Source organism: Idiomarina fontislapidosi (assembly GCF_003226255.1).
GTDB classification, from domain to species: Bacteria; Pseudomonadota; Gammaproteobacteria; order Enterobacterales; family Alteromonadaceae; genus Idiomarina; species Idiomarina fontislapidosi.
Window position 1 is genome coordinate 60,481 of record NZ_QJST01000016.1, and the last position, 12,158, is coordinate 72,638.

Consider the following 12,158-nt stretch of genomic DNA (forward strand, 5'->3'; position numbering starts at 1 on the left):
CATTACTTCTTATATTGTTCAAACCACGCTAACGCATGTTCGATCTTGGCTATCATATGCGAGGGACGGTAAGTTACTCCGTGAGATGCATCGGGCACACGTACCATGGCGGTGTCGACTTGGCGCAACTTCAGTGCTTGGTAGAACTGCTCAGTCTCTGAGATAGGTGTGCGGCGGTCATTCTCGCCAGTAAACAACAATACAGGCGTCGAGACATTGCCGACGAGTGACAGCGGCGAGCGTTTCCAATAGTGCTCTAAATCTTCCCATGGCATCGCCGGAAACTGATTGGTAATCTGCCCAATTGAGCTATCTGCTGTAAGTACTTTACTGACCCAGTTAATCACAGGGTTGGTGGCCGCTGCTGCATTAAATCGGTCGGATAAGCCTACCGCATAGGCCGTGGCAATACCGCCCGCCGAGCCACCGGCTATAAATAAGTTATCGGCATCAACAAAGCCCTTATCAATCATCGCATCAACACCGCTCATGTGATCGGCAAAGTCGTACTCTGAGGCATAGTTTCCATCAAGTAGCATCGCAAAGTCTTTACCGTATGAGGTACTACCACGATAGTTTACATACAGAACGACGTAGCCTTCAGCCGCGTAGCGCTGATGCTCGGCCGCAAAATGAGGACCGTAAGACAGATGCGGACCACCATGAATTTCGACGATCAGTGGATACTCTTTATCTTCGTCAAAGTCTGGAGGTGTGATGTACCAGCCTTGAATAGGTTGGTCATCGTAGCTCGAGTTGTAATTGATCTCGTGCACCTTGCCGAGCTGTTTATTAGCCAACACATCTTCGTTAAGTTGTGTCAGTGTTTGTGTTTCACTTCCAGACGCTTGATAACCGACATCGGCGGGACGATAAGGCGTACCTTGCGTGTAAGCGATAGCACCGTTTTGAGCGGCACTGAAGCTACCCATGGTATACGGACGGCTTACATAGGTTCCTGATACATCATCAGCGCGACGAGTGAGTTCATCATCTAGACTGACGTTTGCAATCACAGTTTTACCACGGTCTGCAAATTGCACCGCGATCATGTCTTGGCCATTCCACTGTGGGTTGGCAAACGAGCGATCCAATTCACTTTGTAGTTCACGCTTTTCTTTCGAAGACCAATCCATGACCCACAGCTCACCCTTGTGATAGGGAACCGGTTCGTCATTGCTATGTAAGTACACTAAACGCTCGCCATCCGGCGAAAACTGTGGCGCGTATTCTTGACCTGGTGCCTGAGTGATGCGCGTTAGCTGCTGAGTTTTTACATTGACTGCATAAAGGTCACTGTCATTCACCTCATAGGCCCAATTCTCATTCCGGTTAGCCGAGAACACAATCGATTCCGCATCGTGGCTCCAAGTAAGAGGACCAGAGTGGCTGAATGGGCCAGTGGTTAATTGCTTTACGCTGCCACCGGTTGCCGGCACAGTAAAAATTTGCGCATGTGCAGGTTTTAGTACACCTTGGCCATCGCTTTGATAATAAGCCTCCTGCACAACAATTGGTTGGCCACCCCAATCGGCGCCCTCTGGTTTAGTTGGACGTTTAACGTGTTTTTCAAAGGATGTCTTTTCTGCTGGCACATCCATCAAGAATGCAATCGACTGGCCATCAGGTGACCAAGCCAGCTGACTGGGGGACTCATGCACGTGAGTAATTTCTGCGTGCTTATCTTGGTTGAGCCAATACACGTGAACTTGATAGCTGTCTTTGCGATTTGATGTTAATGCCAGACGTTTACTGTCAGGCGACCAAGTTAAGTTGCCGTAGGCGTCGCCTTCGTCAAAGAGCGGATAGTGCTGACTTGACTCTGTATCCAGGATCCAAACCGAGCGTTCGGTATTGTCCTTCATATCATTAAAGCGATTACGAACGTAGGCAATATAGCGACCGTCAGGCGAGATACTTACATCATTCGCATACTCAAGCTGAAAGATATCGTTGATACCAAAGTAATCATCAGTTTGTGCGCTAATAGACGGTGATAATGTTGCAAGCCCAATCACCAAGGCAGATGTTTTTAACCACATAGTGCGTCCTTAATTTTTATTCTTCCGGATGTTCTGTAAACGCTTCGAAAAATCCTCGACAAAACCACGCTAAAACGCTCGAAGCCAAGTCACGAACATGATTAAATGTTCGCTATTATTTACCTATTTGAGCTTTGGATCGCCTGCATGTCTCAGCCGTACCGACAAACCCGTGCTCGTATCTTACTGACAAATTTACGGGACAATGCCAAACAATTAAAGTCGTATATCGACCAGCAGCCCATGCTAGGCGTTATAAAAGCGGACGGATATGGTCATGGCGCGACAGAAGTGGCGCATGCCATAGCAGATTACGTAGAAAAATATGCGGTTGCTTTCATTGATGAAGCCATCGCTTTGCGCGAGGCAGGTATTACTAAGCCTATCGTTATTTTACAAGGCCTATACAGCACTGAAGACTGGTTGATATGCGCTGAGCAGCACTTTGAGCCGGTGATTCATAACGCTCAGCAAATTGATTTTCTGACTCAAGTCACTGCCGATACGCGCTGCGTTAATGTTTGGCTGAAACAAGATTCAGGTATGCATCGATTAGGTTTTTTTATCGATGATGTGCCTACCGCAGTAAAACGCTTGCGTGAACATCCGCTCGTTAACGATATTGTGTTGATGACACACTTTGCCGAGGCGGATGACCCAGAAAGCCCAATGACACCGATGCAATTAGAGCGCTTTTATGCAGCATTGCACGCGGTGCATGAACAAATCCAAGGTGTGAGTGTAGCGAATAGTGCCTTTATGCTAGGCGATGATGTGCTTGATGCCATGGGTCTGACCAAGTGGTTTCGGGCAGGGATTGCGCTGTATGGGCAAAACCCCTCTCAGGCTGAATTAAGCGACGCCGAACTGCTCAAACCAACCATGGTGCTTGAGGCGCCCGTGATCGCGTTGCGCACGATTCAGGCGGGCGAAACTGTGGGTTACGGAAGCCGTTGGCGGGCTCAACGCGAAAGCCTTATTGCGACGCTAGCGATAGGGTATGCCGACGGGTATCCACGCAGCGTACCCGATGGTACGCCGGTGATTATTAATGACCAAGTGGGTTGTTTAGTCGGTCGTATTTCGATGGATATGATTACCGTGGATGTGACCGATATTGAAGGCGTTAAGTTAGGCGATAATGTTGAACTGTGGGGTGAACGTTTACCGATACAAGTCATTGCCGATCAGGCGCGGACAATAACATACGAGCTATTTGCTCAAGTGACACGCCGGGTCCCACGCCGCTACGAAGATTAACGTTTGTTGCGGCGTTTTAGGTAAAACCAAACACCCGTCACCGGCAGTAGCAATAGCGCAATCCCCCCTGCCAAAATAACCAAGGTCATGGCGGTGCCACCGATAGCCGCCACATGCAGCGGGTAGACCATATGTGCGATCTGCTCGCCTAATGGACGTGCGCGTACGTCTGTAATGGTTGTGAGAGTGCCGCGATCATCAAACGCAATGTAATTCCGCCCATTCGGATGCCATTCGTCTGGCCATTTTAAACGCATACGTCCCGAGTCTAGGTAAATTAAACGAATATCGGCGTTAGGTAAGACTGCACGAGCGATTTCAAAGCGTTCTTGCCAGTGTGTTGCTAAGCGATCGGGGACTGTGTGCTGTATCCGTGAATCGGTCATCGGTAATAGGGTGGTTAAACCGTCTTTGACCGTGCTCGCATACATAATCGCGCTACCTGTGAACATGAGTAATGCAATGGGGATAAAAACGATAGCGCCTGTGCTGCGGTGTAACTGCCATAATGTTTGCATGCCTTTAGCAGAAAACGGGTTATAAAAGCGTATGGCGAGGTTTTTCCAGCGCCATTGGCGCTTAGGCCACCAGCGCACTAGACCGGTGATAATTAATACCAAGGCAAACAGAGACAATACACCAAGGATATCCTTACCGAACTTATCCAGTGCTAGATGGTGGTGCAGCTCAACAAACCAACTTACCGTGTCAGAGTAGGGTGCGCGGGTGAGTAGGTGCTCACCTTGTAAGCCAAAGTAATGGTGGTTACCGTCACCATCAACCAGCTCAAACCACGGACGATCGTGAGTAGGAAGGTAGGCGTATCCCGCCTTATAGCGGTCAGCAATAGTCGCTGATGTCGTGTGTGATACTGGGGTTTCGAGTCGCAGATTTGGGTATTGCCACATCAGCCACTGGTTTTTGAATAGCAACATTGAGCCCGTCACTGCCATCAATAGCACCCAGCCGCTCAGTACTAGCCCGAGCCAGCGGTGCCATTGTGTCAGTGACGGTAGCTTAATGCGCTTCACGAGCGACTTACCAAGCGTAGTTCCAGTTGAGGCTAATGGTACGCCCACGACCGGTAAAGTTACGGTTATCACCGCCTACAGTTTGCGCGTAATAGGTAAAGTAGTACTCATCAAATAGGTTCTCGATACCAAGCGCAAATTGACCATAGTCGCGTGTTTCGAGCAGAACCGATGCATCGACGGTGTTATAGCCATCAAAGTTATTAACGGCTTCGGCACCTGAGTAAATGTCGCGGTCAAAAAGCTTGTTCCACTGTACGCGGCTCGAAACTTGACCAGTCCACTGCTGTGACCAGTAAAGATTCGCACGTTTCGGTGCGATATTACGACCGCCCAGCTGTGTATCGACTTGGTTATCGCCATCACTGTCAAACTCACCGTCGGTATCAGCGTAGTTCAAGCCAAACGCGGTGTCGTTCGAGAATGCATATTCTGCGCTGGCCTCGATACCGTCGATTTCAGTGCGTTCACGTCTAACTGAGTAAATACCATCGGCGTCCGCTTGCAAACGAGCGCCTAAGTCCGACTCAGAACGGTAGTAGCTGATTGATGCGCGCCATGCGTTATTATTAAACTCGACACCGATTTCTTCGTTGTCAGCAAGTACCGGCTGTAAGTCTAAGAAGCTGCTCACACTTAAACCCGGTGTAGAGATGCCGCGTAACACGCGACCTACGTCTGGCATACTGAAGCCTTCAGAGTAACTCGCAAACACACGCCAGTTATCATTCAGCGCGTAAACTGCGCCTAAGTTGGTGAGCAATTCATTGAAGCTCGGTTCGCCGCCTTCAACAAATACGCTGCCATACGCAGCAAGGGTGGTGAAGCTATCGGCTTTGAGTTTGCCGTATTCGTAACGTAACCCACCGCTCAGCGTAAGTCCGTTGGCTTGATAGCTTAACTGTGCGTAAGGCGCCCAGTTTTCAAACTCGGTCTCAGGAACCCACTTACGACCGGTTTGTGCGAGCTCTTGGAACGTCTTATCGTTCATGAAGTCGACACCTGCTGTTACATCAACAGGCAGGTCAGCAACTTTTGCCCAGTTCATGGTAATGCGAGAACCATACTTACGCGAGTCATTGCGAGACTGGTCAAAGATATCATCACCGTACTGCGGATCTTGGAAGGTGGCATAGTTGCCGCCACCATAAAGCGCGGAGAAGTCTTGCAAGAACAATTGCCAGTTTAAGTCAGCACCTAAAATGTCGGTGTTTTTATAGGTTAAACTACTGGTTGTGACTTCGTTTTCTGGTGCATCGCCTGGGTATTCACCTTCGACCGATAGGGCAGGAACGCCCAGTTCGCGGTTACCTACAGTAGCAAAGTAATCACCATTACCGGCCATATCAAAGTGATTGACCATCAACGCAAGTGACTGCGTGCTATCAATGCGGTATTCACCTTTAAGAAACACGTCATAGCTCTTCGAGTCCATGGTGTCGCCTTGAGTGGTATCCACACCAATCAGCTGTCCCTTACCATCAACGTACATTCCCGTATCACGGTATTGTGCGCCGGCAACAAACTTCCAATCGCCTTCGGCGTGACGCACTAAATAGCCCGCTTCGTAGCTGAGCCCTTCTGAGATTTCGCTATCGGGTGCTGTGAAACCGGCATTTACTTCTTGCGTGGTGCCTTCGCTGGCTTGCTTAGTGACGATGTTAATAATACCACCGCTGGCGCCTAAACCCTGAATAGCGCTGGCTCCGTGGATAACCTCAACACGCTCAATCATGAACGGATCAATGGTATACGCCGCACGTGAACCATCCCGCAAAGGATTAGACTGCGGCACGCCATCAATTAAGTAAAGCGGTTGGCGGCCACGTAGGGTCTCACCCGACGAGGTTAATTTTTGACGTGAAGGTGAAAATGCAGGAATTAACTTGCCGAGGACATCAGAAAGCGACTCTGCAACCATCATTTGCTGGCGCAATTGCTCTCCATCAATGACGGTTACCGTAGCTGGAATTGCGCTTTGAGGAATTTTAGTGCGCGTCGCTGTAATCTCGATGGTTTCATCGACACTTTCACGGTTAACTTCGTCTTGAGCCAACGCCTGACCCGATACAATTGATGCAATTAAAACAGAAAGCAGCTTCTTGGACATGAGAATCCTTATCATTTTCCACAAGTGGCGCAGATGATAATTGTTCTCATTACATAGTCAATAACTAAATTAAAATTTCTTTTAAGAAAACCCGCTCGACTATCGTTCAGTTTGCTGTACGTCGGGCAAATTAGGGTGAAAATAGAAGTTTTATAAGCAGTATGGTAATTAATAGAGTTCTTTACTTTATCGCTCATTCGAAAGAGAACCTAGATATGAAAACACGCATCAGTTTGTTAAGTGCCGTCATTAGCGTGGCGCTGCTTGCAGGTTGCTCAGAACCCCAAACAACGACAAAAAAAGAGCCGGCAACCCAGAGCCAACAGAATGCTGTCGCACTCGATGGAAAGATCCGTACCACGGCGCAACAAACGCTGGAGGCATTTAATATTCCGGGGCTTGCTGTTGTCGCGGTCAAAGATGGCGAAGTGATTCTTGCAGAGGGCTTTGGTGTTCGAGACATCGAGAGCCAAGCACCGGTCACCAAAAACACCTTGTTTGGTATCGCCTCGCACACCAAGGCGTTTACCGCTGCCGCGATTGCCCACCTTGTCGATCAGGGTAAACTGGATTGGGATGACAAAGTTACTGCATATCTGCCGGAATTTAAGCTATCTGATCCTGAGTTGACCCATCGTTTGACCATTCGTGATTTACTCAGCCATCGCTCGGGCTTGGGTTTAGGAGCCGGCGACTTAATGATTTGGCCTAACACTGATAAATCCGTCGATGAAATTATTGCCGGCATTGCTAACGTGCCAATAGAGCATGGCTTTAGAGCGCAATTTGCCTATAACAATTTGATGTTTTTAACAGCAGGCGAAGTCGTGCATCGGGTCACAGGCGTACCTTATGCCGAGTACATCAAGCAAACCTTTTTTGAGCCGCTTAACATGGACGAGAGTGTGGTTGGCTTTTCTAACATTCCAGCAGCTAACGATAATGTCGCGGTAGGTACCATTGAGAAAGATGGCGAATTACACCGCTTTCCACTCGATTACCTTGAAGACTTCGGTGGCGCGGGCGCAACGGCCGGGAGTGTTGATGACATGGGTCACTGGCTAATTACGCAGTTACAGCACGGTAAAAGCCCATCGGGTGAGCAAGTGTTTTCGCCAGAGTCACAGCATGAAATGTGGCAATTGATCACGCCAATAGGTGTGTCGGATAAAGCCGCTGAGCAGGGCACCTTCTTCCAAGGTTATGGCCTAGGTTGGTTCGTAAAAGACTATCACGGTGTTAAACAGGTTTATCACAGTGGCGGTATCCTCGGCATGTTGTCATTAACCACTCTCATCCCAGAAGAGAATTTCGGTATTACGGTGGTGAGTAACCAACAAGCTTTTGGTGGTCTGACGGCGATTACGCAAGAAGCACTTGAGCAAGTACTTAACCTACCTGACCAAGATTGGGTTGCTGAGCAGTCAGAAAATTATCGTCAATTTATGCAACGTAAAACTGACTTTAAAATACCAAAACCCGACACTGAAGAAGACGCCACGTTAGCTAAGCAAGAATACGCAGGTACTTATACCGATGCGTGGTATGGCGATATCGATATTCGCATGCAGGGCGATGAGTTACGCTTGGACTTTACTCATACACCGATGCTCAAAGGGACCTTAACGCACTACAACGGTGATACGTTTATCGTGCACTGGGATGAACCGTTGCTGGAAGCTGATGCCTATGTGCGTTTTGAATTAAACGAGGACGATGCAATAAAACAGGCAACCATGGAAGCGGTTGCGCCATTCACCGACTTTAGCTTTGATTTTCATAACCTGACGCTGGTGCGTCAGTAGTGTGATAGGCAGCAGGCAAAAAAAGCACGGCGCTGAGGCCGTGCTTTTTTATAGGCGTTATTTATTCAGTTGGTGTACCCACTCGGTTAGTAAGCGAACACCAAAGCCTGTAGGACCTGCCGGGTGAATTCCCGTTGGGCTGCTGACCATTGCATCAGCGGCCATATCAATATGGATCCACGGCGTATCGCCCGCAAAATGTTTTAAGAACGCTGCACCTGCTTGGGTGCCTGGCGAACCAATGTTACGGATATCAGCTAACGGGCTATCGATAATGCCAGGGTAACCCTCTAATGGGAGTTCCCATACCTTTTCATCCGTGACCTTACCGGCCTCAATAATAGCGGCACGAAGATCATCCGCTGAGGCAAACATCGCCGCATAGCCCGTGCCCAAAGCACCGACTTTAGAGCCTGTTAACGTCGCAATATTAGCGATAGCGCGTGGTTTGAACGCATCGTTAGCATACCAGTTCGCATCACCTAAAATTAAACGACCTTCCGCATCGGTATTGGCGATTTCAACCAGCGTACCGTCACCGGCTTTAACCACATCCCCCGGTAACGTCGCTGAACCCGAAATCAGGTTGTGCGAAAGCGGGGCAATCGCGACCACGTTAACAGGCGCTTGCTGCTTGGCAAGAGCCATGACCGCGCCAATGACAGCACCTGCACCGGCTTTGTCGGTTTGCATGCGAAGAATCGAAGATGAGCTGGTTTTAAGGTTGTAGCCGCCAGTATCAAAGGTGTTACCTTTACCCACCAAAGCGATCGGCGCCTCATCACTGCCTTTGTAATGCGCCGCTAACAGGTACGAACCATGTTGGCTGCCTGCACTCACACTCTCAAGCAAGCCCATTCCCATTTCTTTGACTTGCTCAGGCGTGATAATGGTGAGCTCAATATCTAAATCGCTCATGGCTTGCTTAGCAAGCTCAACGATCGCCTCAGGGTAGCCATCGCTGCCTGGTAATGCGGTAATATCACGCGCCACAAACACGCCTCCGGCGATAGCACGGTAATCATCATAGTGTCGTTCAGCCACCTGCGGTGACTGTGTCACCCAGTGATAAGTGGTCTCAGGACGCGCTTTGGGCTCTGACTGGTAACGGTCAAAGCGATAATTGCGCAGGTCGATACCATGCGCCACCTGTGCGCTGATTTCGGCTGCGACACCCGGGTTAGCAATTAACCGAGTATCAAAAACAGCATCCGTTAGCTCAGGCTTTAATGCAGCCGCAATCGCCGCGCCTAACTTTTCAGCATTAAACCGTGATAATTCAGCAGGATTTCCCACGCCCGCCAGCATCAGGTGATCCGCCTGCGTATCCTCTGGCGCAATCAAAGTGACGTGCTGCGACGCCGCACCGGTAAACGCCTCAATGCCGGCTGCGCGCGCGATCGCCTGATTCTGCTCGGCAGTCCAGCCCTCAATAGCAATCGATTGATTTTCAGGCACAAAGACAACCCGCGTTGAAGCCGACGCGTTATCACTTGTAAAACGCACTTTGGTGGATAAATAGTCGCTTGCCGCCGCCGGCAAAGCCAACGCCGCTGAGATAGCAAGCGTTGATATCGCTCGTTGTAGAGACATAGTTGTTCCTTTTATTAAAAGACAGATTGTTCTGCCTCTACTATATCCCGACCGCCCCTACCAACAACATGTATAAGACCAACCATCTAAAAAAAGCGACGTGTTTAAGAGGTCCTAAAATAACTATTAATAAAAGCGTGGGAGTTTGAACCGAAGGTCAACGCTGGACAGCGCGCGGCCAAATCCATATAATGCCCTCGCTTTTCTATCGCATGCGCACCCTTAGCTCAGCTGGATAGAGCGTTGCCCTCCGGAGGCAAAGGTCATAGGTTCGACTCCTATAGGGTGCGCCATTCGTAGGTCGCGCATTTTGCGCGACATCAAATGTCTCCGCGATGTATGCCTTACCTCAATACGTCCTGCTTATTTACTTCGTTAATTTACTCATAAACGTATCTATTGACGCTTTAAACTCGGGCTGCTCTAAACTACCGCCATGACCCACGCCATCGAGTAATACAAAGTTTTTATCCGTTGATTTCTCCGCGGAGCTATACAGTGACTCTACTAAGCTCGGAGGCGTTATATTGTCGTCTGAGCCAACAATAAAAAGCATCGGGTAGGTTAAGTCTTTTAGTAGCGCGCTGTTATTCACTTGAGTTAAGGCGTTATCAGCTTCAACGTTTACAAACACCTTTGCGTAAAGGGGGACATTCGCGTCAATCCAGCTTTGCATGTCGGGTGCCGTGGAGTCTAGAATCAATGCGTCAACCTCAAAAGATGTGGCGACTTCGGTAGCAACGAACCCCCCAAGCGAGAAACCATACACTGCAATTTCTGTATTCTCGACACTTGGGTGCTTGCTGACAACTGTAAAAAACTTACTTGCAGCGTCCCGTAAGCTGTCAATGGTTAAATCACCTTTACTATCTCCCATTCCAGGATATTCCATTACAAATACATTTCGGTGTGGCGCTAATAAGTTTTCCAAAGCTAACGCATCGGGCACCAGATTAAAGCCGTTACCAGGAAACACCACGAGCGTTTGATTAGCAGACTCTGCTATAAATGACGCCATCTGAAAGCCATTCGGTTGAATGATGCGCGTAGAATAATTGTGATGCTCAAGACTATCTTGCAACGCTTTATCGTTGTAGTTCTCTATCGATTGAACATATTGGCGGTCATTCTGTCGATACTGCTCCGAAATGCTCCACTTACCTGAATTAACTACAACAAGCTGTTTATCCTCTAACTTTTCTAAACGAGTTTTGATCGCGGTAACAGGATAGGCAGTATTTTCAGCAACTTGATCAGCAGTGCTTGGACCGAAACGAGTAAGATAATATAAAACGACTTGTTGCTGATCTCTGAGAAAGCTCGACTCCTTGATGCTGATCGTGGAGCAAGCAGCAAGCGATGTACTGATGAGAAAGACAAGTATGATTTGAGGTATGAAGTTTTTATTCACGTTATAAAGTCTATAAGTAATTGTTGAATAAATGCTTTTATAGCATAAAGGATTACTCATCGAAGACTTATTTTGCTCGGATTGAACATTGAGGTTGTTTACAATCCAATTCTTTTTATCACTCCGGATAGCAGATGCCAGTTAACATCAGTCGACGATCTATTGTCAGCTTTTGCCGGCTAGCTGTCGCATAAATGCCGTAGTAGTTTCTGTGGATTGTGGTACTTTTGAAGCTATTGGCTAAGCACCATAGGGAGTGGCCTCAGCATGATTATTAATAGCGAAAAAGTAAAACAATTGCGCGAAAACAAGGGCTGGTCACAAGAGCAGTTAAGTGCGTTAAGCGGCTTAAATTTAAGAACCATTCAACGCGTTGAAAAACGTGGCAGTGCATCCCCAGAAACGATAAAAGCATTAGCATCGGTGTTTGAAATAAATGTTGAGTCATTAAAAGGTGAGATGAAAAAATCGCCACAGCGGGCATTAGCAAGTGTGCTTCATACGTTAAAAGAATTTGATAACTTTAAAAGCCGAGCAGACCGTTACGAGTTCTGGTGGTTTTTCTTGTTTTTTATCATTGTCCTGGCCCTAGCCGAAGCAATTCACATGATATTAGCCACTATTGTCGCCATTATATTGTTAGTTCCTTTTTTGGCAGTTTCCACCCGTCGGTTGCGAGATGCAGGACAAAGCATATGGTGGCAATGGATGTATCTAGTGCCATTTGGTGTGTTAGTCGTGCTGTATTTGATGACTATGCCAAGTTTAAAGCGGTCTGAAATGTCCCCGAAAAGTCAGAGCAGTTAAAGGAGGTAGTGTTCATAATTCTGTGTCATTTCGTTAAACTAAGCAAAAAAAGAGATGACATATGACCAAAACCAATTTCGACATGGATGCCGCTTTAAA

Annotated in this window: 8 protein-coding genes and 1 tRNA gene; 4 read left to right on the plus strand and 5 right to left on the minus strand. The window is 48.1% G+C overall.

Translation table 11 applies throughout. The features are described from left to right. Positions 1–2: 2 nt before the first annotated feature. Entirely contained in the window at positions 3–2,042 is a 2,040-nt protein-coding gene (locus tag DFP83_RS12670) for a S9 family peptidase (protein WP_110576313.1), read from the minus strand. 147 nt (positions 2,043–2,189) lie between these two features. Between DFP83_RS12670 and alr the strand changes: the two genes are divergently transcribed. Beyond that, positions 2,190–3,302 (plus strand): alanine racemase, encoded by a 1,113-nt coding sequence (gene alr, locus DFP83_RS12675; protein WP_157981571.1) that lies wholly within the window; start codon positions 2,190–2,192, stop codon positions 3,300–3,302. Here alr and DFP83_RS12680 read toward each other — a convergent pair. Both DFP83_RS12680 and DFP83_RS12685 read right to left on the minus strand, forming a co-directional pair. Next, the gene (locus DFP83_RS12680; protein WP_110576317.1) at positions 3,299–4,333 is read right to left on the minus strand and encodes a PepSY-associated TM helix domain-containing protein; all 1,035 of its coding nucleotides are present in this window, start codon (positions 4,331–4,333) and stop codon (positions 3,299–3,301) included. The genes alr and DFP83_RS12680 overlap by 4 nt on opposite strands. Positions 4,334–4,340: 7 nt before the next feature. Then, positions 4,341–6,443 carry a TonB-dependent receptor gene (locus DFP83_RS12685; RefSeq protein ID WP_110576319.1) on the minus strand — a complete coding sequence of 701 codons (2,103 nt, stop codon included), beginning with the start codon at positions 6,441–6,443 and terminating at the stop codon, positions 4,341–4,343. Positions 6,444–6,658: 215 nt separating this feature from the next. Between DFP83_RS12685 and DFP83_RS12690 the strand changes: the two genes are divergently transcribed. Next, positions 6,659–8,248, plus strand: coding sequence for a serine hydrolase (locus DFP83_RS12690; RefSeq protein WP_110576321.1), 1,590 nt, complete (start codon positions 6,659–6,661; stop codon positions 8,246–8,248). Positions 8,249–8,305: 57 nt separating this feature from the next. Here the strand turns inward: DFP83_RS12690 and DFP83_RS12695 are convergent, their stop codons facing one another. Further along, positions 8,306–9,841: a leucyl aminopeptidase family protein gene (locus DFP83_RS12695; protein WP_110576323.1), complete on the minus strand. Its 1,536-nt coding sequence runs from the start codon at positions 9,839–9,841 to the stop codon at positions 8,306–8,308. A gap of 216 nt (positions 9,842–10,057) precedes the next feature. Here DFP83_RS12695 and DFP83_RS12700 point away from each other — a divergent pair. Next, positions 10,058–10,134, plus strand: a tRNA-Arg gene (locus DFP83_RS12700). 74 nt (positions 10,135–10,208) lie between these two features. Here the strand turns inward: DFP83_RS12700 and DFP83_RS12705 are convergent. After that, entirely contained in the window at positions 10,209–11,252 is a 1,044-nt protein-coding gene (locus tag DFP83_RS12705; protein ID WP_157981573.1) for an alpha/beta hydrolase, read from the minus strand. 267 nt (positions 11,253–11,519) lie between these two features. Here DFP83_RS12705 and DFP83_RS13605 point away from each other — a divergent pair, with 267 nt between their 5' ends. Further along, positions 11,520–12,059, plus strand: a complete 540-nt coding sequence (locus DFP83_RS13605) for a DUF805 domain-containing protein (RefSeq protein ID WP_198679859.1) — start codon at positions 11,520–11,522, stop codon at positions 12,057–12,059. Positions 12,060–12,158: the final 99 nt, after the last annotated feature.

What these genes read in the sequence shown, in the direction of transcription:
- DFP83_RS12670 (WP_110576313.1), bottom strand. Translation starts at nt 2,042, where the DNA reads ATGTGGTTAAAAACATCTGCCTTGGTGATTGGGCTTGCAACATTATCA.
- alr (WP_157981571.1), top strand. Translation starts at nt 2,190, where the DNA reads ATGTCTCAGCCGTACCGACAAACCCGTGCTCGTATCTTACTGACAAAT.
- DFP83_RS12685 (WP_110576319.1), bottom strand. Translation starts at nt 6,443, where the DNA reads ATGTCCAAGAAGCTGCTTTCTGTTTTAATTGCATCAATTGTATCGGGT.
- DFP83_RS12690 (WP_110576321.1), top strand. Translation starts at nt 6,659, where the DNA reads ATGAAAACACGCATCAGTTTGTTAAGTGCCGTCATTAGCGTGGCGCTG.
- DFP83_RS12695 (WP_110576323.1), bottom strand. Translation starts at nt 9,841, where the DNA reads ATGTCTCTACAACGAGCGATATCAACGCTTGCTATCTCAGCGGCGTTG.
- DFP83_RS13605 (WP_198679859.1), top strand. Translation starts at nt 11,520, where the DNA reads ATGATTATTAATAGCGAAAAAGTAAAACAATTGCGCGAAAACAAGGGC.